We start from the raw sequence: 24067 nt of genomic DNA, 5'->3' as shown, positions 1-24067 counted from the left end.
AAGAAAACTGACAGGAGCTGCACGACCAGCTACAGTCGCGATAGAACTTCAGGATCCGGAACCCCAGCTACGGAGCGTGAAACGTAAGCCTGTGGCCGACCGTAGTGATACCCCTGAGCATAGTTACACCCATTGCTGGCCAGCCACGACGGAAGGGAGGGTGAGTGAAAGTCCTCGATGCCTTCCGCCGTCACTTTCATTTTCAGGCTACGTGCCATCCCTAAAATAGCTTCCACCATTGGACGATGATCAGTCTTACCGAGCTCAAAAAAAGACCGGTCAATCTTGATTTTATCAATGGACAAACGTGTCAAATGATAAAGGCCTGAGTATCCAGTGCCGAAATCATCAAGTGCCACTGTGATGCCATTTGCGTGAAGTTTGTTCAAGTTGCGCTCGGCCGCTTCGATATTGCCGACCAAGGCCTCTTCGGTTATCTCGACCTCAAAGCGGTCAAATGGAAACTGCTCATGGCGCAACTGATCCAGAAACCGATCAGGAAAAAGTTCGTCAGTGATCATTGCTGCACTGACGTTCAGCGAAAGATGAAGGTGATCTTCCCAATCCCTGGCAGCACTACAAGCTTGCTTGACGAGAGATTGAGTCATCATGGGGATCAACCCTAGGCGTTCGAGCGCTGGAATAAAATCAGCAGGCATCCCAGTGCTCCCATCTGGCTTGAGCCATCTAGCCAAGATCTCAAATCCGACGACTTCCTGAGACGGCAGTGCCACAATTGGCTGATAGAATGGAACAATCTCTTGAAGTTCCACTGCCTGTTTAAGCGCAGCGTCTTCATCAATTTGAGCCTGATATTGAAGACCATGCTCGGTTTCGTAAAAATGGTAAGTTGAACGACCCATGACCTTACCCCGGTACATTGCTACATCTGCGCAGTGCAACAGCGCTGAGGTTTCGGTAGCGTCGACCCACGAACGAGAGATGCCAACTGTAGCCCCCTGCCGGAAGGGTCGAAGCTTCTCGAGCATCGGCGCCCCTATTCGCGAAATCACATCTGCGGCAATGAGGCCCAGCTCGCGTTCCTCTCTGCGGCTGGTAAATACGACGCAGAATTCATCGCCTCCTAGACGCGAAGCGATGCCGCCGTACTTGATTGCAATCTCCTCCAGTCGTTTTGCTACCTCAATGAGCACTGCGTCACCCGTTGCATGCCCGCGCTGATCGTTAACCGCCTTGAAATAGTCAAGGTCGATCAGCATCACAATCACAGGTTCCAACTGAGCGAGTTGCTCGTTTACAAGCTCCATAAAGGCACGCCGATTGAGCAGGCCGCTGAGTGAGTCGTACCTTGCCAGCTTCTCAGTATGGGACTGCAACCCTTCCAGTTGAAGGTAGTTGCGTCTGGCATTACTGATCATTTTTATAAGCATCACTCCCGGCCCGATCATGGCGATCAGTGAAAAGCCCGTAGATGTCAGTACGAAACGTAACCTTTCCCCGTCCTCAAAAATGCCGTCATAGGGAAGGCCAAGCCCCCGCATCACCCATGCCTCCAGCTCGAACTCCCAAAGAATGGAAAGACCCATGACGGTAAGCAGAATGAGAAAAAGCAGCTGTATCAGACGGTATGGACTGGGTAAGCGTAAATAGGTCATGGGCGGCCTCACAGGCCAAGCTAACAGCGTGTAATATCATATGGCCATCATCCCATAAGCCATGGTGTCGGTTTATAGAACCTGTTTATTCCTCCAATAAAGAAGAATGTCTTTTTCTGGGGAGCTTCATTGTTATGGGCCTACCAACGAAGGTTGGGGCTATCACCAAAAAGCGACGCTCTAGTAGTTTGCCCTGGGAAACTGCGCCTTGTGAGCAAACCACGCAACCGACCCGCTCTTCATTAAGTATCAGCCAGCGCCCGACCGAGCGTTCCACACATTGAGCAGCGCTGCTGCGTCCAAGTGACCGCCATGGGGTTTAGATCCAGATTCACTCTCGACTTGCTCAGGAGTCCTAAGCGGCTTTTCCCCCTTGCTGGATTCTGGTTTGTAACCGGCAGATGGACATCCCAGACACTCGCATTGTCATGAAATGCTATCGACGGGACGAGGGAAACCTTGAGTATCACCCTCAGAAGCAGCGCGTGTGGCGAGCAGGTCTAGGTCTGCTCCTCAAGGGCATTGGCAGAATATGCGATGTGAAAAATTTGTGATTTCAACTGACTATCTCCTTAAGCTTTCTGATATCATTCTCACATGAGAATATTTCGCATTGCCAAGGAGGCTTCAACCCGTTCTGATCACCTTGCTGGGTAGCCCGTAATGTTCCTTTCGCATCCGTTTCGCCCCACCCTGCTTGCGCTTTGCTGCTCTGCGAGCTTCATCGCCAATGCTGCCGACTCTGCGGTGGAGCTCGGTGCTACTGACATCAACGCGGATGCCGTCAAGGCCAATTCCAACACGCTGCCTGATGTCTATGCGGGTGGTCAGGTCGCTCGTGGCGGGCAGATGGGTGTTCTGGGTAATCAGGACAACATGAACGTGCCTTTCACCATGACCAGCTATACCTCCCAGCTTATCGAGGATCAGCAGGCTGAAGATGTGGGAGACGTACTCCTTAACGACCCGTCGGTGCGCCAGTCTTACGGCTTCGGTAACCAGTCGCAGATATTTGTGATCCGCGGTTTGCCGCTGGCAGGCGACGATATCTCCTACGGCGGCTTGTACGGAGTCCTTCCTCGGCAAATTCTTTCCACGGACGCGATTGAGCGGGTGGAAGTATTCAAAGGCCCCAACGCTTTTATCAACGGCGTGAGCCCCACCGGTACGGGCTTGGGTGGCAGCGTGAATTTGCAGCCCAAGCGTGCGGAAGACGTGCCGACTCGACGTTACACCCAAGACATCAGTTCTGACGGCCGCGTTGGTGAGCACCTGGACCTTGGCCAACGCTTCGGCGAGGGCAATCGATTCGGAGCGCGAGTCAACCTCAGCCAACGCGAAGGCGACACTGCGATTGATGACGAAAACCAGCGCACCAAGTTGTTTGTCGCGGGACTCGATTATCGGGGTGACACCTTTCGCGTCTCTACCGACTTTGGCTACCAAAAACAGCGCATCAACGGTTTACGCAACACCGTGCAATTGGGTAATGCGACCAAAATCCCGACCGCCCCTGACGCCAGCCACAACTACGGCCAGGACTGGACTAATACCGAAACCGAAGACACGTTCGGCATGATGCGTGGCGACTGGGACCTGGATGAAAACTGGACTGCCTATCTTGCAGGGGGCGCCAAGCATACGCGTGAAACGGGCGTATACGGCACGCCAACGCTCGTAGGTAATAACGGCGTTGCAACTGTCGGCGGCTCTGAGATCCCGCACAATGAGGACAACACCAGCTTCGCAGCGGGGCTTAACGGTCATGTTCAAACCGGGCCGGTGAGTCATCAGATCGCGATTGGCGCCTCTACCCTCTGGACCCAGCAAGAGAACGCCTACACCTTCTACCGCCCGGTCACCGGGAATACCAATATCTACACCACACCTAGTCTGCCCAAGCCAACGGCGGTCTCCAGCACTGGCGGCGATATGGGCGATCCGGGCGTCACCGGCAAAACCCGCAACCGAAGCCTGGCCGTTTCCGACACAGTTGGCTTGTTCGACGACAGTTTGCTGCTGACCTATGGCGTACGCCGTCAGCAGCTGCGCGTAGAGAACTACTCGTACGACGGCACCACCTCCAACGGAGCGACTAACGCGGCCAATGACGGCAGCCGTACTTCGCTTTACGACAAATCCATCACCACTCCGGTGTACGGCATCGTCTATAAAACGACTGACACAGTTTCCCTGTATGCAAACCGCATTGAAGGCCTGGCCAAAGGGCCGGTCGCATCCGGTACCAACGTCACCAACCTTGGGGAAGCTTTCCCGCCTGGCCGCACCAAGCAACTGGAAGCGGGTATCAAGCTGGACATGCAATCGTTCGGCGCAAATCTCGGCGTGTTCCGAATCGAGAAGCCCAGCGATGGCTACGTCGATGCTACCCAGCGCCTCTACATTCGCGACGGCGAGCAAGTGAACAAAGGCGTTGAGCTGAGCGTGTTTGGTGAGCCTATCGAAGGCCTTCGCCTGATGGCAGGCGGCACGCGCATGACCTCGGAGCTGAAGAAGACCGCGGGCGGGCTAACTGATGGCAACCATGCCATCGGGGTGCCCACCTTCCAGCTAAATGCGAGCGTCGACTGGGACGTTCCTGGCCTGGAGGGAGCTGCCCTCAGCGCCCGTATGCTTCGTACTGGAGGCCAGTATGCGGATCAGGCCAATAACCTGAGCCTTCCCACCTGGAACCGGTTCGATGCCGGGGCGCGCTACAAACTTAAAGTCGATCAACGGGACCTGACGTTGCGCGTCAATGTGGAGAACATCACCGACAAGAATTACTGGGCCTCAGCCAACGGCGGCTATCTCAGCCAGGGCGACCCGCGTCTGGTCAAAGTCTCGGGCACCATCGATTTCTAAGTCGAATGGTTTGCGCCAAGTCCCCCTTTTAATCGATCTGGTGCAATGTACCCTGCAGGCCGGCGCGCCTTGCGGTAATGACGCAATGGCCGTCCTACGTCTCTCGCGTGGCCAGATCGGCGGTAGACGTTCTGCGCAAAACAGACAGCATTTAGGGTACGGAAACTGCATGCGTCGTTGTCTTACAGTCAATCTGATGACGAATCTATGAAGTTTTTCAACCTTGTATCAACAAGGCTCTCTCCCTCAGCGCTTACCAGAGCGCTGATCGGCTTCATTGCATTAGTGTGTATATCGCTGATTCTGGCTACAGCGTGGCAGATAAATCAGTCTAGGCACGAACGCACTGCTAACGCTAAAGTTGCAGTTTCGAATATCGTTCGAGCCGCTGAACAACAAGCTCAGGACACCATTCGCCAAGCTGATAATACACTGCGAGATATTGTCGAACGCGTGGAGCACGATGGTGTAGCGAAGGATCAGCTATCACGGTTGGCGGAACTGATGGCTCAAGACGTGGTAAACGTAGAAGGGATCCAAGGGCTATTTATTTACGATGCTCAAGGTAATTGGGTTGCAAACTCCTTTTCAAGTGGCGCGCAGACGCTGAACAACGTCGACCGCGCATACTTCGTTTATCACCGCGACCACACCGATGAATCCATTCACGTTGACTCCATTGTAAAGAGCCGCACTACGGGCGACATGGTCATACCGGTCAGCAGGCGTATCAATGCTGCTGACGGATCGTTCGCAGGTGTTGCTCTGGCAACCGTGCCTGTCGCATATTTCCAAACGTTCTTCCAGCGCATGGATGTAGACGACCAGGGCGTTATTTTCCTTGCGCTCAACAACGGTGATCTACTAGCTCGGCGGCCTACGTTGACAGCGTTGATGACCACCAATGTGGCAAAGGGCGATATATTTACCCTCTATCTGCCAAAGAGCGATCATGGCAACGCCGTGATTAGGTCAGTGGTGGATGGCGTAGAAAGGATTTATGCCTACCGGCGGGTATCTGGATTGCCCATCGTTGCCGCTGCTGGTGTATCCAGCCAACATATCTTCGCACCCTGGTGGGCATACGCGTATAGGTCCATGGCGCTCATCGGTATAATCACTTTGGCCTTGGTCTTGTTGGGCGCCCTGCTGTACCGGCAGATCCAGCAGTTAATCACTGCGGAAACTGAGCTGAACATCGCTAGAACCGAACTTGAGATCATCGCCCGGACCGATAGTTTGACACATATGGCTAACAGGCGATGTTTCGATGCTACCTTACAGCAAGAATGGGGACGGGCAAGCCGGAACAGATCAACCATAGCCATAATCTTGCTAGATATCGACTGGTTCAAGCAATACAACGATCTCTACGGCCATCTGGGGGGGGACGACTGCCTGAGGCAAGTTGCGGAAATCATCGGCACCTGCGTCAATCGGCCGGGCGATCTTGCGGCCCGCTATGGTGGCGAAGAGTTTGTGATCCTGCTGCCTGAAACTAATCTGGCTGGGGCTTTTAACGTCGCTGCCAATGTCAGGTTATCGATCGCCAATGCACTCATAGATCACTCAGGTAGCCCGTTGGGGATCGTAACGATCAGCTCAGGCGTGGTGGCGATCAGTTCACCCTCGAAGGAAGGCTATACAGCCGCCTTAGAAGAGGCAGATCGGCTTCTCTACTGCGCTAAAACTAAAGGCCGTAACAGTGTTGAAGGTCGATTGATAACCTGTGTGAGCAATCCACACCCAACAGCCGTTGTTAATTTTCCTAGGTAAGCCAGCATCATGACACGCTTAAGAAAGTGCCCGTTCAATCGCTGAGTAATGCTGACTGTACGCCAGTGCAGTGACAAGATTGGACTGTCACCGGATTCGTAGATGCTCTTTTCATGCCCTAAGCCAGTGGGCATACCACACGCTGTTAAGCCATTTCTTAGCGGTACCCAAAAAATATTTATCCCAGTATCAGTTACCATGACAGCGATGCTTGTTCTGTAGCAGTTGTTCACTCGGCAGCGGAGCGCCGCACAAAACAGCGGTTCACGCTGCGAAAGCATCGTGAACGCTCGTTGCGAACATCATAGATCAGCTGCATGGCCTGCTCTCCAGTCACAAGCCCCTCTCTTCGTGCCTGCTCGATCCGAATGAATAACCCATTACAGTCATCTTCCAGCTTGGCCCAATGGGCTGTATGCAGATTACGAATGGATTGCTTGAGAGCATCGAGCATGGGATCCCCTGAATATCACGCATTACCTTGTAGCAGCAAAGCTGCTGAACACGGAAGACTACAAATCCATCAATACCCGGCTTGACCTGAGAACTGCTCTACAGCAGTCACAACACTGTTGGCACCTTGCTGAATGTCCTTGATCACCTCGTCTGCCTCACTGGCCAAATCAAGCGCTTCCCCGGCCTGCTGCCTGCTTTTTCCAATAATGCTCACCGCAGTCGAGGCCAGTACCTGGTTCTTTTTTACCACCTCGACGATCTCTGCAGTTGCTTTAGTGGTTCGCATGGCCAGATTTCTGACCTCGTCAGCGACCACAGCAAAACCCCGGCCCTGCTCCCCGGCACGTGCCGCTTCGATTGCTGCGTTCAAAGCCAACAAATTAGTCTGGTCTGCGATGCTGCCGATGGTTTTCACGATGGTACCGATTTCCTGGCTCTGGGCATCCAGCGCTTCAATGCCATGGGCAGCATCTTCCATCAAGGCCGAAAGCGTATTGAGAGTGGTGACGGTGTTCTGAATGACCTCGCGACCTTGCTGTGCACTGGCGTTGGTTCGAACTGAGGTGCCGTGCGCCATGCCAGCTGCTTCGGAAACAGCGCGCTCTCGGGTGACCTGGTCGGTGATAACGGTGGCCAACTTGGCAATCTTGTACAGCTTGCCATTGGCATCCACTATTGGATTGTATGAAGCTTCCAGCCACACTTCCTTGCCGTGTTTATCCGAGCGGCAAAACCTTCCAGCAACGTACGATCCCTTTCGCAGGGTGTGCCAGAACTGTTCATAGTCTTGTGACTGAGCGTCAGACGGCAGGCAAAAGCTCCGGTGATGCTGGCCCTGGATTTGGGGAAGCGTATAGCCCATAGCATTCAGAAAATTATGATTGGCTGCCAGGACTATTCCGTCCAGCGAAAATTCGATAACGGCAGTGGACCGCATCAGTGCCCCCACCAGCGCTTCGTTCTCTCTGGAGGCCTCGATTGTCCTTGTCAGCACGCTGGAATACACAACGATTCGTTCTACACGTCCGCTCTCACCCGCGAAAGGTATAACCATTGCCCGTAGCCAGACGTGCCGACCTTCACGGCTGCACAGACGCAATGTGCCGCTGTAATGCTTGCCCTGGGCCACTGCATCAAGAGCCCGACGCTGATGTACGTCACCGCTCAGTTCAGAGGGACTGAACTCACGCAGGGCGCGGCCTGACAATTCCGCCCGGGTGAATCCCAGCTCTGTTTCAAACAGAGCATTCACCTCCAGGATGACACCTGCCGCATCCAGGGTGACCGCCACGGTTTCGAGATCCAGAGTCGCCTTGACCTGCTCAAGAGCCCCCAGCCGTGTTTCCAATTGCTGGATTCTGTTTTTTAACCGGTTGTTGAACATGACAGTGACCCGCATTGACATAAAATACTATCGACGGGTCGAGGGAAACCTTGAGGATTACCCACCGAAGCAGTGCGCATAGCCACATCAGTAACAAGTCTGAAAAGCTGAGGTTGTTGCGACCAGACATTGCAACGGGATGGGTGTACGGATGGGTGTGCGCTTCGAGTCCATGTCTTGCAGATAGCTGCCCGGGCTTTATGGTCCAGTCCGCCTAGGGGTAGCACGCTTGATTTGGAGGTTAGGCGGCGCAGCAAAGAAAACCTAAAAAAGTCCGACGGCATTCTGCCCAGCGAAATTGCGCCTGGCGGGTGACTCGCAAGCATCAGACGTTATGAATCTAACTGGTTTGAGTTTATCACCGGCGGCAGCTGCTCCTTTAAAGATACAAGACGGTCTTCAAAAGCCCTTTCAAAGGCTACACCCAGCGCATTGAACTGCGCACCGGAGATTGCTTCAGCCACGCCCAGACCCGTGCTGAACCCTAAAGCGCGGCCATGGGCATGGCACAGCTCCATAATGCTCTCCGCGCTGCTAATTCGCTCAATACATGTACGTAGGCACTGCTGCAGATCGCGTGGTACCCCCGACATGCTAATCATACGATGCGGATCAAGACTTGAGTTGAGCAGGCGATAGCTCACGAGGCCTTCTCCTGATTTGAAACTCTATTTTTAGGCGTAATAGTTCATCACTGCTCGCATTTTGCCAACTGGAACTGCTGGACGATCAGCCTCCAGTTCAGCGCAGTTTGACGCCTAAAAACTCGATCCGCCATGTATCTTCGCGCTTAGACTGCACTCCGTTTGAGCGTCCGACATCCAGAGATATCGGACGAACTCGCCATCAGGTATGAATGCCTTAGACCTTGAAACGATTGACCAGCTGATTCAGGTTAACCGCAAGCTTCGACATTTCGTTACACGCACTTGCGGTCTGGCTGGCGCCTGCCGAGCTTTGGGAGGCAAGCTCTCGAATGCTGACCAGGTTGCGATCAACTTCCCGGGCGACATGCGCCTGTTCTTCCGAAGCGGTGGCGATCAGGATGTTGCGCTCGTTGATGCTCGTAATGGCGGTGGCGATCTGGTCAAAAGAACTGCTGGCATCGCCAGCGACACTCAGGGATTCAGCAGCCAATTCTCTGCTGGTGGCCATCGCTTTTACGGCCTGGTCGGAATCGTTTTGAATAGCCTGGATCATCTGTTCGATTTCTTGCGTCGACACTTGCGTGCGGTGAGCGAGGGCTCGAACTTCATCGGCGACGACTGCGAAGCCTCGGCCTTGTTCACCCGCCCGAGCGGCCTCGATCGCTGCATTGAGCGCAAGAAGATTGGTCTGCTCCGCAATGGCTCTGATCACTTCAACCACTGTTGAAATATTCTGTGCACGATTGGACAAGCCAGTGATTTGCTCGCTGGTGTCCTGCACATTGCTCGACAACTTCTCTATGGCCTTTAGGGTCTGCGATACGCGCTCCAGGCCAACCTCCGTGTAGCCCTGGCCTCGTCTGGACTCTTCAGAAGCCGATTCGGCATTGCGTGCCACTTCGTCTACCGCAGCGCTCATCTCGGTGACGGCAGTTGCGGCCTGATTCACTTCATCGTTCTGCGACACCAGGCCAAGACTAGATTGCTCAGTCACCGCAGTCATTTGTTCCGATGCCGCAGCCAACTGGGATGAGGAGTCCCCGATCTGCATGATCGTGCTTCGAAGGTTCTGCTGCATTTTGGCCAATGCACTCAAAAGCCTACCTGCTTCATCCGTTCCGCTGACTTCAACCTCTTTTGTCAGGTCGCTAGAGGCAATGCGTTCAGCGACACCGAGAGCGTTTCCTAGGGGCGACGTGATCGTTTTAGTCAGTAGAGTTGCCAAACAAAGGGTCAGGAGCGCGACGAAGATAATCAAGCCGACGACGAGGTAAAAGCCTGAGTCATAAACTTGCGTCGCTTGAGCGCCGGCAAGGGTGGCGCCTTCGTTGTTAAATTGAGTCAGCTCCTCGATCTGATCCTCCATCTGATTTATCAGAGGACGGATACTGGTAGCGTCGAGCTTAACAATGGCGCTTGTATCGCCTGATTTCAGCAAAGGCTCCAGTAGGTCTAGCTGACCGGCGTAGTCGTCATAAGACTTTTTTACAGCCAAGAACAATTGCCGCTCACGATCACTCGCAATGAGCGGCTCATAGTTGTATACCGCATCTTTCGAGGCTTTGCGGTAGCCGGGAAATTTGTCGACTGTTTGTTGAATGGTTTGGGGATCCGCGAGTGCCCGCTGCGTCTCGAGGCGTATGCGAAGAATGGTCGAGTTCATCAGCGCGGTTTGCCGGATACTGGGCATCCAGTTGAGTTCGACATCCTTTTCCGTATCGCGAAGCTTGTCCATCTGCAGTATGGCGATGACGCCCAATACCACGACCAGCATAATGATGGCCGAAAAAAACAGGGTGGCGCGTGGAGCAAGGTTTATATTTCTGAGCCGCATTGGACTTCTCACTGCAAGATGGCCAGAGGCCCGGTCTTGAAGCTATCGGCTAGAAATCCTGAAGGATAATGGCTGCCCGTCGGCTCGTTGATACCACGTCCCCAGCGACGGCTCCCTTGTGACATCCACCCCCACTAGCGTCCTGGTGCTGTCTTTGTGAACGTGCTCAGGAGGTAGGATCAAACCGAAAAACAACGTGCAGCACCGCCTCGTAATTGTCAGCAGATCATCGACTGAAATTTCGCGTTTTTAACAGATACGATGTCAAATCCGAGCCCACAGCAGGTGGGTTGCACTTCAACGCAACGCCCTCACCCCCTTAATCCATGGAGGTTGTAGACCGATGTTGGACACCGTCGCAGTCTTTCTCAGCATCACCGCGGTGCTAGCGTTTCTCAACAGACGGTATGTGGGTTTGCCGCCCGCCATTGGCGTGATGAGCATTGCGCTAGCGCTTTCGCTCGTCAACATGGCGCTCAGTGGACTGGGTTTTGAAGCGTTGCATACATTCGAAACCTCACTGGTGGAGTCCATCGACTTTTCAGAGCTGTTGATGCAAGGCATGTTATCGCTGCTGCTGTTCGCTGGCGCACTACACGTAGACTTGTCGCAGCTACGTGCCTACCGATGGCAAGTTGCATCACTGGCGGTCATTGGAACGACGGTTTCGACGCTGTTCATTGGTTTTGCGCTTTGGGCGCTGCTCTCGCTTACTGACCTGGCTCTGCCCCTTTCGTACTGCCTGGTATTCGGTGCGCTCATCTCTCCAACGGACCCCATCGCGGTAATGGGCATTTTGAAGTCAGCAGGTGCACCCGCAAGCGTCGAGCTGGTGATATCGGGCGAATCGCTGTTCAACGATGGAGTCAGCGTCGTGCTGTTTTCGCTCATTCTGGCGATGATTGTCAGTGGTGACGCGCCCTCAGTGCTTGGTGCTTCACAACTGTTGGTCGAGGAGGCAGGCGGCGGCGCATTGGTTGGCGCGGTGTTGGGCTACATCACCTATCGAATGCTCAAGAGCATCGACAGCTATCAGGAAGAAGTGCTCATCACATTGGCTGCGGTACTTGGCGGCTATGCCTTGGCGACTCATCTGCACGTCTCAGGTCCGCTTGCGATGGTGGTAATGGGCCTCATCGTTGGCAATCAAGGCCGCTCCTACGCCATGTCGGAAGAAACCGAGAGGAACCTTGATATGTTCTGGGAGTTGATTGACGAGATCCTCAACGCGGTTCTTTTTGTGCTCATTGGCCTGGAAGTGGTGCTGATTCACTTCTCAGGTACGCTTGCTGTCACAGGACTGGCCGTTATCGTGCTGACATTGCTGGCCAGGTTGCTGACAGTTGGCGCTCCCGTCGCAGTGCTGGGCAAACGCTTTCGGCTGCCTGCCGGCGCCTGGAGCGTTATGACGTGGGGCGGATTACGGGGAGGGATATCAGTAGCACTGGCACTGTCACTTCCGGCGGGGCATGCCCGGGACGTGGTGGTATCGCTGACCTACATGGTCGTCGTGTTCTCGATTTTGGTTCAGGGCATGAGCATCGGAACGCTGGTGAAGCGCGTTATTCCTTGCAGGAAATGAGCACGGATCGCCAGGGCTGAGGGCCGGTTCACCGGAGCGAGGCGGCAATGCACGCTCTCAACCGCGCCTTGTCACCGTCAAGAGTCATCGCCGCCTCCGCCCGTTCGAGGACGACGCCGATGTGACGGGCGCTCAAGTCGGCGTACAAAGCCGGGCAGCAATGCGCAAGGCTTGCAAGCGCTTTGACAAGACGGATGTTGACCTCGATAAGTGCTGCGCCGTCACGCGCAATCGGCGAAAAGAAGTCGTCAAACATTTCTTCCACGGAGAGCCCACGCACATGCACGCAACTGCACTGTGCTTCAGGCTTTTCAAGCGTCCCAGACCTCGCCTGTGCATTGAACGCGCGAATTCCCCTGCCTATTACATCGATTGCTGTGCCTGGGTCATTTACGGCCGGCGAAAGCGCCCTCGATGCGATCTCCGACAATACGGACAAACCGAAGCGGGGGTCGTGCTCGTACGTTCTACTAACGCCAAGGGTGATCGCGGATAGGATTTGTCTCACCTGAGGTTCATCCAGCGGCTCGGTGTTCGATCTCATTACCCGTGCCAGCAGTTCGCCTTCGTTTACAAAACTGCCAGGCAGTATCTCAAGATAAATCAACGCAGCATGTTTCTGTGCGAAGGCGTCCAGCGCAGGCACGTCGATGTGCTGCACGTAGCCCACTTCCCGACTGTTGATCGATAGCACTCCCAGCACCTGCACAAGTCGCTCCGGGTAGGCGCAACCGCCCAGGTAAGGCAGTTGGCAGCGTTCAGTGAGCGCACTGATGGTGGCGGCCTCGACTCGGTCGATCGTCTCACCTACCCGGCCAAGCCTGGACAGATGGTCGATCCATCGCAGCAAGGTGTAGACGATCAGTACCACCACGGCGAGTGTGACCGCGAACAAGATGACCCGGCCCTGAGCACCATACGCACCTGTGCTTAGAGCGATGATGCCGACCAGGCTAAACAGAAAGGAGCCAATGAAGGTCGACAGCGCGTTCTGAGTGGTCGAGTCCTCCATGACCAGTGTTGTGGCGCGCGGGGTGGTGCCCGTGCTGGCTGCTCCATAGGCCGTGACCATGGTACTTAGAGAAAACGTCGTGACCGCCAGCATGCTGGACGCGATGATGCCCAGAATCTTGTCGACGGCATCAGCGCCTATCTTGCCAGGCAGGTCTATAGGAATGTGGTCTCTGAGAACCACAGCCAGCAACGCCGTCACAACGCCCAGTAGGGAAAACAGTCCCGCTCTGAACCACAGACGTCTGGTCGTGCGAATCAACAGCCATTGCCACCGAGCAACCATTGCGAAACTCCGCTGTTACGTAAGGGTGAGTTGGATGATATCTGTACCAACTAACGACTGGCCGGCTTTCTGAAGTTGAACAAGCCCCACAGCAAACCCACCACTGCAGACGCAGAGGAAGCGCATAGCACGCTCAGCTTCGCTGCTGCCAATAAACGGTCGTCGTCATAGGCAAGGCCCGCGATGAAAATCGACATCGTGAAGCCAATGCCGGCGAGCAGGCCTACCAGTATCACCCCGCGCCAAGTCACCTGTTCAGGCAGTTTGCAAAGCCCCGTGCGAACCAAGAGGCAAGTAGCGAGCACCACGCCGATGGGCTTACCAAATACCAACGCCATTACGACGCCATAGACGACCGGAACCACAGCTGCATCGCTTAGCTGAGCACCATGGACATTGACCCCAGCATTCGCCAGTGCGAAAAGCGGCATGATCACGAAAGCGACCCACGGATGGAGAGCCTCCTGAACTCGTTGCACAGGGGGCATCACTTCACGCTCGGCAAGCCGGATTTGCTTGAGTGGTGCTGAGACCTTCTTCTCGCCCTGGTCTACCCGGTGCGTGAGATCTCGGAATGCCTGAGACATGATTTCGAGTGGCCGCTCCCGAGACGGTGCCGACCATACAGGTGTTACAAGCCCAAGGATCACGCCGGCCAGTGTTGGATGCACACCGAGCTTGAGAAGGCCTCCCCAGACAATCGAGCCCGGCAGCAAGTAGAGCCAGGCCGAGCCGATTCCCATCCTTTGCATCACAAAGACAAGCGCGAGACCTGTGCCTGCGATCGCCAGCCCCACAAGATGCAGGCTTGCGGTGTAGAACAGCGCGATGATGAGGATTGCAGCAATGTCGTCGATGATTGCAAGAGCCAGCAGAAAGACTCGCAAGTTGGCTGGAATTGATTTGCCCAGCAGAGCAAGAACTCCCACGGCGAATGCGATATCGGTTGCGGTCGGGACTGCCCAACCGTGTGCAGACGCCGTACCCATGTTGTAAGCAAGGTAGACTCCTGCAGGGACTAGCACACCACCCAGTGCCGCACCTAACGGGAGCGTTGCCAGCTTTGCGTTCGACAGAGCGCCGTCTTGGATCTCTTGACGAATCTCCATTCCGACCACGAGAAAGAAGATGGTCATTAAGCCGTCATTGACCAAGAAGTGCAGCGACTGACCCACGCTGAAGGATCCGATGGTGATGGCGACTGTGGTGTGCCAGAAGGTTTCATAGGAAACGCTGGGCGAGCTGTTGGCCCAGAGCAGTGCAGCGATAGCGGCGAGTACAAGAACGACGCCACTGAGGGCTTCGATATGACTGAATCGCTCGACCGCAGCCAATGCTCGGCTGGTGAGGATTTGCGGCCGGGGGATAACAGTCGATGCGGGCGTATTTGGCGCAGGCACGGGTATTCCTCACCGGCGGCCCGACCGATATTGGAATTTAACCTGCGGATCAGCACATCGCTTTACGCACCCAGGTGGATTGTACGCACGGGCTAATGGCTATCGCAAAGTTTAGAGAATTCCTGCTTCCTGATTCCTGCAGGAAATTGAGACAATGCAGGTCGGCCATCCGGCTGCATGCTTCTCAACGCACAGGTACACCATGGCGCTTAATTCTGATCGCCGGATTACACAAGGTCCTTGGAACGCTCGTTACAGCCAGGATCTGATTGAACACCTTCCCGTCGGGCTCTATATCTGCGATCGAAATGCCGTCGTTGTTGCTTACAACCTCAAAGCAGCAGAGATCTGGGGAGAGACCCCAGTCAAGGGTGATCCCGAGGTGAAGTTCTGCGGCGCTCACAGACTTTATGCAGGTGACGGCACCTACCTGCCCCATGACCAGACGCCAATGGTGCAGGTTCTGGCCACAGGTGAGCCCGCACTGAATGTCGATGTGATCGTTGAGCGGCGTGACGGTAGCCGTCGCAACGTTATTGCAAACGTCACGCCTCTTTTTGACGAAGGTGGAGACCAGATCGGCTTCGTTAATTGCGTGCAGGACGTCACCTTCCTTAGGCAGCGTGAGGAAGAGAGGGTCCAGATGATCAGCGATCGGTTTCAGGCTCAGAAGATGGAAATCGTAGGCCAGCTCACCACGGGCATCGCGCATGACTTCAACAACATGCTGACGGCCGTAACGGGCTCGGCAAGTCTCGCTGAGCATTACCTTAAAAACGATAAGCCCGACCATGCAAAGAAGCATCTGGCCAATGCACTGCGCGCGTCCCAGACCGCGAGTGCGATGACAGCCCGGCTTATGGCTTTTTCCAGACGGCACAAGCTGGGTTCAGAAGTGATCAATGTGAATCCGTTAATCACTTCGCTAATTGAGCTTGGTCGTGGAAGCTTGGGATCAAAGGTCTTATATGAGACTGAGTTGGCGTCCAACCTTTGGCTGACGAAGGTCGATCCACACCAACTGGAAAGCGCCGTATTCAATCTGATGGTCAACGCCCGGGATGCGATGCCAGCAGGGGGCACCATTTCGATTCGCACCTCCAATGTAGATGTCAGTGAACAGATGGCTGCCAAGGGCTCCCTACTGGTAACCGGTCAATCGTGTGTGCGAATTCAGGTGTCTGACACGGGCACCGGAATGCCTGTGGCGCTTATCGAGCGGATCTTCGAACCCTTCTTTACAACCAAAGAAGAGGGAAAAGGCACAGGTCTCGGCCTGACGATGGTCTACGGGTATGTCATCCAGGCGGGAGGATGCCTTACGGTTGAGAGCCAGGAAGGCCACGGCACAACTTTTTCGCTGTTCATGCCGAGAGACGTTCTTCCAGAGGTCGACGCGGTCATCTGAGACAGAGCAGGTTTGCCCGCAATCAATCAGGCTAGCTGGCTAGGCTGGCCTTACTTGCCGGTGTAAGAAATACGTTATCACCGATTATTACCGTTTATCCGATCTTCGTACGCCGAAATCTTAGCGCGGTGTTTTTGTGACTGGGATGACCATTAGTGATCGTAGCGGTGCCAACAGAGAGATAGATATGCAGGAACTGACGAAAACCGCCCAGAACGATCAGCGTAGGCTGACGGCGGTCGAATTTCAGGATTTGGCTCGGGTACCCGCTGCAGTCGAGTGGTTTGCCAACCTCGACAACCCTCGAACACGACGCGCCTACCAAAATGACCTGGAAGACTTCTGCGGTTTTGTCGGTTTGGCTTCGGCCGATGAGTTTCGTGTGGTGACCCGATCGCACGTTCTGGCCTGGCGCGCCCAGCTCGAGCATCGCGGTTTGGCCGGCGCCACGATCCGCCGCAAATTGGCCGCGCTGGCCAGCCTCTTTGATCACCTCCTGGAGAGCAATGCGATCGCCGGCGGCAATCCCGTCCACGGGGTGAAACGACCCAGGATAGAAAGCAACGAAGGTAAGACGCCGGCACTGGGTGATCACCAGGCCAAAGCGCTGCTCGAGGCGCCGGATGAAGCAACACTTAAAGGGCAGCGCGACCGGGCGCTATTGGCTGTTCTTCTCTATCACGGACTACGCCGTGAAGAAGCAGCGCTGCTGCAGGTGAGCGACATTCAGGAGCGCCGCGGGATCCAGCATCTAAAGGTGCACGGCAAAGGCGGCAAGGTTCGGTACCTGCCACTGCACCCGGTGGCGGCTGGACGCATTCATCAGTACCTGGAAAGCTCAGGGCATCATTTGGCGGACAGGAAGGTGCCGCTATTCATCCCGTTGCGGGGCAAGTTGACCGGCGCCGGTATCACAGCCAACGGCATCTATACGGTGGTCGCAGCCTACGCGAAAAAGGCCGGTATTGAGGTCGACGGCCTAGGCGTCCATGGACTCAGAGCAACCGCAGCCACCAACGCCTTGGAGCATGAAGCCGATATTGCCAAGGTCCAGGCCTGGCTGGGTCACGCCAATATCAGCACGACCAAGATCTATGACCGGAGAGAGAACCGGCCAGAGGATTCTCCGACCTATAAGGTGAAGTATTAATAGAAGGAGTTGAGGACTGAGCAACAACTCACCCACGCGCATTGTCGAGAATGTGGTGTAACGCTACCCAAGGATGATGACCTTCCACATCACTGCCTCCGCAGGTATCGGTGTGTAGAAATGGGATTTCGCAGTCTTCCAGTGCTTGGCTTTCCATGCAGCCAGTGCATACAGCACGTCCTGCAACGATCGACCATCGACCGTTCCATTCTTCAATACCTCGTTCAGTCTCCACTTCTCCGACTCCTCAGCGTACATTTGATAGATGCTGAAGGTAGCCCTGTGCGGGCCTGTTTGATACGCCCAAAACCATGCCCTTGTTTGGGGGTAAGCCATGCGCAACAACCAATAAAGCAACGCGTGTTGGTCGGCGTGTTACCGGCAGCTTTTGGCCAATTCTGTTGAAAAAGTCGTTTTTTCAGGAAACGTGACGCTGAGCTTGGCCTCATCAAAGAACCTATTCACCACTGTTAAGTGGTTTTTCGGTACTTCGTTGACCGTTGCTGCTTTGTCAGTGGGTTAATTTGAGGGTTTTTGCTGATTTCGGGCGCACCCATCCTGTGGTTGGCGGCCCGTGAGAGATGAGTTTGGCCAGTCGGCGCAGGTTCTGTACCGCAGCAGCTAATGTGAACTCATCAGTCGCGCCACTCATGCCGCGTAGTCGCAAGCGATCCAGTTTCAAGATGCGCTTGAGGTGGGCAAATAACATTTCTACTTTCTTACGTTCGTGACGAGAGCGCACATATTCCGGCGTCTTCGCGATTTGCCGAGCCACATCGCGAGCCGCTTCATGAACACTGCGGGCGATCTTACGAACCGCAGTGTTGGGGCAGCACTTGGCTTTCATCGGACATGTCGCGCAGTCGGTTTGGCTGGATCGGAAGTTGATGGTGTTGGCTTTCGTCACGTGTGAGCGCAGGTTCTTGAAAGCTCGCCATTCGCTACGTAATGCCTTAGCAGGACAGCGATACTCCTCAGCGTCTTTGTTCCAGTGGAAGTCGCTGATCGAAAAACTGTCGCCCTTACGCTCGGTTTTATCCCACACCGGCACATGCGGCTCGATATCTTTCTCTTCCACCATCCAGGCCAACATCGGTGCTGTGCCGTAAGCGGTAACGCCGATTAAGCGATCCGGTTTGATGTCGAACAACTCTTCGACTCGGTCAATCATGGTCTTGGTGCTCTCAACCTCGGCGGTTCGATGAGCTGGTGTCGGCTCTACGTCCATGATCACGCCATGCTCGACATCAATCAGGTAGTTCGTGGAGTAGGCGAAAAACGCTGGGCCACCCGGGGCCGCCGTCCAACGGGATAGGGGATCAGTCAGCGAAAAGCGCTTGGGAAGTGCTTAAGCCAGCGCCTCTTCATCGAGTGCTTCGAGGTACTCACGGACAGCACGAGTGCTCAGAGACGGGTCGCGCCAGTTGATCTCTTCATCGCCAGGCACGCCACGTTGCCGACTCGCGTCCGCCTTGATGATGCTGGCGTCCACGGCAAAGCCTTCGCCCTTTACCAGACCCGCGTCCATGCAGCGACGCAGCACCTCATTAAACAGCCAGCGAAACAGATCACTGTCCCGGAAACGGCCGTGTCGATTCTTGGAAAACGTCCAGCGATTGCGAACTTCATCCTCAAGGCTTAACCGGCAGAACCAGCGATAAGCCAAGTTCAAATGGGCCTCTTCACACAAGCGCCGTTCGGAGCGAATGCCATAGCAATAGCCCACGACCAGCATGCGGATCATCAACTCAGGATCAATCGAAGGACGCCCAATCGGGCTATAGAAATCGGCGAGATAGTGGCGCAGGTCGCTCAGATCGAGACACCGATCAATGCTGCGCAGCAGGTGATTTGTTGGGATGTGGTCTTCAAGGTTGAACGAGTAAAACAGCCGATCCTGCCCACTCGATAACTGTCCCATCATGCTGCGTACTCTCCCGCTGGCCGATGAGCAGATTTTGCCTCAGGCCAAGCAGGAGAGCTACTGTTTCAACAGAATCGGTCGATAGCGGACGGTCAGTGCAGCGTCAAACCTCTCAAAAAGAAAACTCGATGGTCACAGCCGTTAAGAACACCGTCACCGCTGTCTTCCCGGCCAGCGTAATGAGACGCGGGAAATAAGCCAATCCCACGCTAATAGTGCAGCTCAACACCGCGAATGTGCAGAACCACATGACCCATGATCGGCCATCTGGCGCACTCGCTATACAAAAGAGTAACGATCCCGCAATGCCAGTGAACCCCAACCAACGCAACGCCCGCTGGCTGGGCCATATCGGTCGGTTGTTAAAGACGTCACGGTAGTGTCTGTTTAGCGACAGGCACAAGGCCGTCAGGGCCGCGTATAGCAAAGCGCTCCATGTCAGCAGGCTCATGAATGCCTCTCGCGTCGGGGGGGCCTTGAACCCGGCGCACGAGTTTGTGGTATGCACTGCTGCGCAGGTTGGTAGAGCCGCCAGGCCACAACCGCAAAACTCATTCCCAGCAGTCCGCAGACCAGGTTCAGCCCGTTTATTGGATTGGGACCTGTGAGGATATCGAGCACAGGTAAACCACCACACGTCAACGCACACAGCATTGCCTGCTCTCGCCAGGCATGTTGGGTCAACCGCATTTGAGCGTGCAGTAGCGTTAGCAGCCAGGTGCAGAAAAAGGCCTGTATTTCACGAATATCCCGAGCGGGCATATCGCCGGGCAGTAGCCGGTTGGCCCAGAGAAACGCAGCCATCGCCGTGGGCAGTCCGAGCATTGCCGCGATGTTCAGGCCTTCAATATGCCGATAGACCCCACGCCTTGAATTGCCTCTGCGTTTGACCACCCACAGCTGCAGCCCTGTGGCAATCATCGCGCAGCCGCCCAGCCCACTGAGAAATAACAACACACGCAACAGCGGATCGGCGAAATGCGCCAAGTGCAGCCCGTACATCACACCGTAGAAAGCCTTGACGGGCCCCGTTGACGGGTTCGTGCCGACCCACTCACCACCCACGCCGTCCAGCACCAGCCGTTGCGGCTGCGATGAGACGTGATCCAGGGTGTCCCTGAACAGCTCGACGCGGGCATTGACGGCTCCAGGCGCAGTGATCGACACACGAGCAATATGCTCTTGACCCCAATGCTGCCGGGCTTGCTGAATGAGGGTTTCGGGCGAGGCCAAAACGGCCCTCCCGAGCGCCGGCACCTGCGGGGCACTGAAGTCGCGAATGTCACGAAAGAACGCTGCGCGATCGGGGCCATAGACCAGATCGACGCCCCACGGGATGTACATGAACATTAAGGTGATCAGCCCGGTGTAGGTGATCACTGCATGGAACGGCAGCGCTAACACACTCAAAGTATTGTGCGCATCGAGCCAAGAGCGCTGGCCCTTGCCTGGCCTGAAGGTGAAGAAGTCCTTGAAGATGCGCCGATGGATAATCACGCCACTGACGATGGCGATGAGCATGGCCATGCTGGCAACGCCAACGATCCAGCGGCCGATCTGCGACGGCAGGCTGAGCTGAAAATGAAACCCGTAAAAGAAGTCTCCGCCAAAGGTTTTGCGCGGGGTTAGCGTCTGCGTGGAGGCTGGATCAAGCCACTCGCTGTTGTAACGCCGCTCCCCTGCACCTTGCCACATGACCTGAGTCACAGGCAGACGCGTCGTGGGCAGATCAATCAGCCAGGAAGCAGCATCCGGCGCACACTGCTCCAACCAGTCCATCGCTTGTTTGAGTGAAGCGGCCTCGCTGATCGGCGCCGAGGGGCGAATTTCCGGGTGCATCCAGGCGGTGATTTCACTGCGGTAATAGCTGGCAGTGCCGGTCATGAAAATAGCCAGCAACAGCCAGCCGACAACCAGCCCCGACCAGGTGTGCAGCCAAGCCATGCTTTGACGCAATCCTTCTTTCATCACGCATCACCGGGCAGGGAGACGGCGGACAACCACCCATAGACGCCCCCGAGCAGCAACATCGCGGCAAGCAGCCCCAGCCAGGCGCGCCTGGCCGAGCGTGCCGCGAAAACCCATATGGCTGCAAGGCACAGAATCAGGAAGGCAGGCAACGTCGCTGCCAACACGGTCTCGGCGCGAGGCTGTAACACGACAAGGGGCAACCCGATGGCCAGGCAGGCGGTGAACAGCGCGGTGACGGCGTACCCGCCTATCACCGCTGCGAGGATTCTTGAGAATACCCCTAACCTATAGCGAACGGACAGCTGGGGCCTGCCATGCCTCACCACTGGTAGCTCACAGAGCCGATGACACTGCGCTCGTCGCCGTAGCGGCACGAGGTATTGCACGACAGGTACGACTCATTGGTCAGGTTCTGGGCCTTGGCAGTCAACTGCCAATGGTCGTCGATGTCATAGCTGACCCGTGCATCAAAGCGGGTGTAGGCCGGGATCTTGCGATCAGTGACGGTCGGTGTGGTGCGGGTGGTACCGGTGTACAATGCGCCCACGCCGATCTTGACCTGCGGCAGACCGAACGCAGCCAGACGATAGTCCGTCCAGAGCGAGGCGTTGTGGTAAGGCACCCCTTCAAGGCGTTTGCCAATGTTGGTGACGACGTTATCTTCCAAGACATGCGCGTCGGTATAGCTGTAGCTGGCCGTCATGCTCACGGTGTCAGTCAGGTCGGTCTTGGCTTCGAGTTCCAGCCCCTTGGAGCGGCTTTTGCCATACTGCTCGTACTGCGCGTTCAGGGCGTTGTAGGTGATCGCGTTGGTCTGTGTCAGCTCGTAGACCGCCGCGCTGAGCACCGTGTTGCTGCCCGGTGGCTGGTAGCGAATGCCGACCTCGTATTGCTCGCCTTCGATCGGGTCGAACGTCCCCGCGACGCCAGGGTTGGCAACATCGGCCGGCTGGAACGACTGGCTATAGCTGACATAGGGCGCTACGCCGTTATCGAACAGGTACAACAGCGCGATACGGCCGGTAGGTTTCTGGTCACTGCGTGGCGTACGGTCGCCATTGACGAAGGAATAATTACGGCTTTCTGCCCAGTCCTGGCGACCACCCAACAGAAACACCCAATGATCGTCAAAGGTGATCTGGTCTTGAAGGTAGAGACCCACCTGACGGCTGTGGATATCCCACCCGGATTCGGGTGCGGTGTTCGCCCCTACCCCGGTGTAGGCAAAGGTCGAGAGGTTCAGGCGGGGAGCAAGTTGCGCCACTGTGGCGCTGATGTGGCGATGGGTGTCGTAGGTCTTGTGGTAGTAGTCCACACCCGCCAGTAGTGTGTGGCGCCAGCGGCCCGCGTCGATCTTCCATTCAACGTTGTTGTCGCTGGTCCAGCCGGTGGAGGTTTCTTCACGTTCGCTGTAACGGCGGTTCAACGTGTTACCGGAAATGCTGAACGGCAACAGGTAGTTCCAGGAAACCCTGGATTGGTAGTAGCGCAGGGCGTGACGTACTTTGAGCGTGTCGCTAAAGCTGTGTTCGAACACGTAGCCCAATGTATCGATGCGGCTGTTGAAATGATCGTAACCGGGCTCGCCCACAAAATCGTCGCGCCCGATCTTGCGTCCAGGGTTTGGACTGTAGGTGGTCATGGCGTAAGTTAGCGGCGGCGTCAGCCCGGTGAGTGCTTCGGTGTGGCTGGCGAGCACAGTGAGAGAGGTATCGTCGTTCGGCTTCCAGGTGAAAGAGGGTGCGATGTAGCGCTTGTCGTCGCGAATGTGGTCTACCTGCGTGTCAGCGTCGCGCCACAGGCCGTCGAGCCGATAGGAGAATTCACCCTGTTCATCCAGCGGGCCGGCCAGGTCGAAGGTGTACTGCTTGCGATCATGGCTACCGTATTCGACGCCGACCCGATGCAACGGGGTGTCGGTGGGCCGCTTGCTCACGGCGTTGATCATGCCTCCCGGCGACAGCTGCCCGTACAGCACAGACGAAGCGCCCTTGAGCACTTCGGCGCGCTCCAAACCAAACGGCTCAATGCCGCCGTCGTAGACGCTGGACTGCAATTTCATGCCGTCGAGCAGAATACTGCCAGTCCCGGAGCCAACGTTGAAACCGCGCAAGGTGTAATCGTCCGCCACCCGGCTGAAACCATTGGGCTGGCTTACAAACCCTGGCGTGTAGCCCAAGGCATCTGCCAAGGTGTCACTCTTGCGGTCGTCCATTTCGGCGCGGGTAACTACGGAAATCGATTGCGGCGTCTCAATCAGTGGCGTGTCGGTCTTGGTCGCACTGGCGGCACGTTTGGCCACATAGCCATAGACCGGACCGTAGGCCGACTCCTGATCGGACACTGCATCGATGTTCGACACACCCAACATCAGCGCACCGGTTTCCGGCTGCACGCTCAGCGCGCCGCTGCCACTAATCAAAAGCGACAGTCCGCTGCCCTGCAGTGCCTGCTCGACGGCCTGCTCTGCTGTCAGTTGGCCGGAAACTCCATGGGCCTGTCGCCCTCTGACGTCATCCGGCAGGAACACCACCTGGCGACCACTGCGCTGACCGATCGCGATAAGCGTCGCCTCCAGAGGACCTGCGAGCCAGGCGTACATCTGGCGCCCCGCCGCGCTGACCGGCTCTGCAGCAAAAATGATGTTTACAGGCGTAACGACAATGCTGACAGCAATGGCCAAAGGGCAAAGGAACTGAGGACGCATGGGTGAATGACTCTCCGGTGTCAGGACAGAACAGCTGCAAACGGCGCAGC

Annotated in this window: 16 protein-coding genes and 1 pseudogene; 5 read left to right on the top strand and 12 right to left on the bottom strand. The window is 55.9% G+C overall.

The features are described 5' to 3' along the window. Window positions 1–29: 29 nt before the first annotated feature. Window positions 30–1616 (bottom strand): putative bifunctional diguanylate cyclase/phosphodiesterase, encoded by a 1587-nt coding sequence (locus tag QWI20_RS12180; RefSeq protein ID WP_369305689.1) that lies wholly within the window; start codon window positions 1614–1616, stop codon window positions 30–32. Window positions 1617–2279: 663 nt separating this feature from the next. Here QWI20_RS12180 and QWI20_RS12175 point away from each other — a divergent pair. Both QWI20_RS12175 and QWI20_RS12170 read left to right on the top strand, forming a co-directional pair. After that, window positions 2280–4481: a TonB-dependent receptor gene (locus QWI20_RS12175; RefSeq protein WP_369305688.1), complete on the top strand. Its 2202-nt coding sequence runs from the start codon at window positions 2280–2282 to the stop codon at window positions 4479–4481. A 207-nt stretch (window positions 4482–4688) separates the two neighbouring features. Then, window positions 4689–6257, top strand: a complete 1569-nt coding sequence (locus QWI20_RS12170; RefSeq protein WP_369305687.1) for a diguanylate cyclase — start codon at window positions 4689–4691, stop codon at window positions 6255–6257. Between the two features lie 229 nt (window positions 6258–6486). Here QWI20_RS12170 and QWI20_RS12165 read toward each other — a convergent pair whose 3' ends face one another. The 4 genes from QWI20_RS12165 to QWI20_RS12150 form a co-directional block, all read right to left on the bottom strand. Beyond that, complete coding sequence (locus tag QWI20_RS12165; protein ID WP_122396755.1) at window positions 6487–6711, bottom strand: hypothetical protein; 225 nt, start codon at window positions 6709–6711, stop codon at window positions 6487–6489. A gap of 69 nt (window positions 6712–6780) precedes the next feature. After that, window positions 6781–8097: a methyl-accepting chemotaxis protein gene (locus tag QWI20_RS12160; RefSeq protein ID WP_369305686.1), complete on the bottom strand. Its 1317-nt coding sequence runs from the start codon at window positions 8095–8097 to the stop codon at window positions 6781–6783. A gap of 332 nt (window positions 8098–8429) precedes the next feature. Next, on the bottom strand, window positions 8430–8741 hold the full coding sequence (locus QWI20_RS12155) for a hypothetical protein (protein ID WP_369305685.1): 312 nt from the start codon (window positions 8739–8741) through the stop codon (window positions 8430–8432). Between the two features lie 217 nt (window positions 8742–8958). Further along, window positions 8959–10578 (bottom strand): methyl-accepting chemotaxis protein, encoded by a 1620-nt coding sequence (locus tag QWI20_RS12150; RefSeq protein WP_369305684.1) that lies wholly within the window; start codon window positions 10576–10578, stop codon window positions 8959–8961. Window positions 10579–10921: 343 nt separating this feature from the next. Here QWI20_RS12150 and QWI20_RS12145 point away from each other — a divergent pair, with 343 nt between their 5' ends. Next, entirely contained in the window at window positions 10922–12160 is a 1239-nt protein-coding gene (locus QWI20_RS12145; RefSeq protein ID WP_369305683.1) for a cation:proton antiporter, read from the top strand. 28 nt (window positions 12161–12188) lie between these two features. Here the strand turns inward: QWI20_RS12145 and QWI20_RS12140 are convergent, their stop codons facing one another. Continuing rightward, entirely contained in the window at window positions 12189–13457 is a 1269-nt protein-coding gene (locus tag QWI20_RS12140) for a DUF2254 domain-containing protein (protein ID WP_369305682.1), read from the bottom strand. A 50-nt stretch (window positions 13458–13507) separates the two neighbouring features. Next, window positions 13508–14857, bottom strand: coding sequence for a Na+/H+ antiporter NhaA (gene nhaA / locus QWI20_RS12135; protein ID WP_369305681.1), 1350 nt, complete (start codon window positions 14855–14857; stop codon window positions 13508–13510). Between the two features lie 154 nt (window positions 14858–15011). Here nhaA and QWI20_RS12130 point away from each other — a divergent pair, with 154 nt between their 5' ends. After that, window positions 15012–16265 (top strand): ATP-binding protein, encoded by a 1254-nt coding sequence (locus QWI20_RS12130; protein ID WP_369305680.1) that lies wholly within the window; start codon window positions 15012–15014, stop codon window positions 16263–16265. 187 nt (window positions 16266–16452) lie between these two features. Next, on the top strand, window positions 16453–17415 hold the full coding sequence (locus QWI20_RS12125) for a tyrosine-type recombinase/integrase (protein WP_369305679.1): 963 nt from the start codon (window positions 16453–16455) through the stop codon (window positions 17413–17415). 511 nt (window positions 17416–17926) lie between these two features. Here QWI20_RS12125 and QWI20_RS12120 read toward each other — a convergent pair. The 5 genes and pseudogenes from QWI20_RS12120 to QWI20_RS12100 form a co-directional block, all read right to left on the bottom strand. Then, window positions 17927–19339: pseudogene (locus QWI20_RS12120) on the bottom strand (transposase). A 112-nt stretch (window positions 19340–19451) separates the two neighbouring features. Beyond that, window positions 19452–19790 (bottom strand): DUF3325 family protein, encoded by a 339-nt coding sequence (locus tag QWI20_RS12115; RefSeq protein ID WP_369305678.1) that lies wholly within the window; start codon window positions 19788–19790, stop codon window positions 19452–19454. Then, window positions 19787–21283, bottom strand: a complete 1497-nt coding sequence (locus QWI20_RS12110; RefSeq protein ID WP_369305677.1) for a PepSY-associated TM helix domain-containing protein — start codon at window positions 21281–21283, stop codon at window positions 19787–19789. The genes QWI20_RS12115 and QWI20_RS12110 overlap by 4 nt, the downstream gene beginning before the upstream one ends. A 23-nt stretch (window positions 21284–21306) precedes the next feature. After that, window positions 21307–21564 (bottom strand): DUF3649 domain-containing protein, encoded by a 258-nt coding sequence (locus QWI20_RS12105; protein WP_228380260.1) that lies wholly within the window; start codon window positions 21562–21564, stop codon window positions 21307–21309. A gap of 65 nt (window positions 21565–21629) precedes the next feature. After that, the gene (locus QWI20_RS12100; protein ID WP_369305676.1) at window positions 21630–24017 is read right to left on the bottom strand and encodes a TonB-dependent siderophore receptor; all 2388 of its coding nucleotides are present in this window, start codon (window positions 24015–24017) and stop codon (window positions 21630–21632) included. Window positions 24018–24067 lie beyond the last annotated feature (50 nt).

The sequence above is a fragment of the Pseudomonas sp. W2-17 genome, assembly GCF_041060445.1.
Lineage (GTDB): Bacteria > Pseudomonadota > Gammaproteobacteria > Pseudomonadales > Pseudomonadaceae > Aquipseudomonas.
This window is presented reverse-complemented; position numbering and strand designations above follow the sequence as displayed.

Bases quoted from the DNA above. Each gene is read 5' to 3' on its own strand.
- QWI20_RS12170 (WP_369305687.1), top strand. From the start codon at position 4,689: ATGAAGTTTTTCAACCTTGTATCAACAAGGCTCTCTCCCTCAGCGCTT.
- QWI20_RS12165 (WP_122396755.1), bottom strand. From the start codon at position 6,711: ATGCTCGATGCTCTCAAGCAATCCATTCGTAATCTGCATACAGCCCAT.
- QWI20_RS12145 (WP_369305683.1), top strand. From the start codon at position 10,922: ATGTTGGACACCGTCGCAGTCTTTCTCAGCATCACCGCGGTGCTAGCG.
- QWI20_RS12115 (WP_369305678.1), bottom strand. From the start codon at position 19,790: ATGAGCCTGCTGACATGGAGCGCTTTGCTATACGCGGCCCTGACGGCC.
- QWI20_RS12130 (WP_369305680.1), top strand. From the start codon at position 15,012: ATGCAGGTCGGCCATCCGGCTGCATGCTTCTCAACGCACAGGTACACC.
- QWI20_RS12110 (WP_369305677.1), bottom strand. From the start codon at position 21,283: ATGGCTTGGCTGCACACCTGGTCGGGGCTGGTTGTCGGCTGGCTGTTG.
- QWI20_RS12180 (WP_369305689.1), bottom strand. From the start codon at position 1,616: ATGACCTATTTACGCTTACCCAGTCCATACCGTCTGATACAGCTGCTT.
- QWI20_RS12125 (WP_369305679.1), top strand. From the start codon at position 16,453: ATGCAGGAACTGACGAAAACCGCCCAGAACGATCAGCGTAGGCTGACG.
- QWI20_RS12175 (WP_369305688.1), top strand. From the start codon at position 2,280: ATGTTCCTTTCGCATCCGTTTCGCCCCACCCTGCTTGCGCTTTGCTGC.
- QWI20_RS12160 (WP_369305686.1), bottom strand. From the start codon at position 8,097: ATGTTCAACAACCGGTTAAAAAACAGAATCCAGCAATTGGAAACACGG.
- QWI20_RS12100 (WP_369305676.1), bottom strand. From the start codon at position 24,017: ATGCGTCCTCAGTTCCTTTGCCCTTTGGCCATTGCTGTCAGCATTGTC.
- QWI20_RS12150 (WP_369305684.1), bottom strand. From the start codon at position 10,578: ATGCGGCTCAGAAATATAAACCTTGCTCCACGCGCCACCCTGTTTTTT.
- QWI20_RS12140 (WP_369305682.1), bottom strand. From the start codon at position 13,457: ATGGTTGCTCGGTGGCAATGGCTGTTGATTCGCACGACCAGACGTCTG.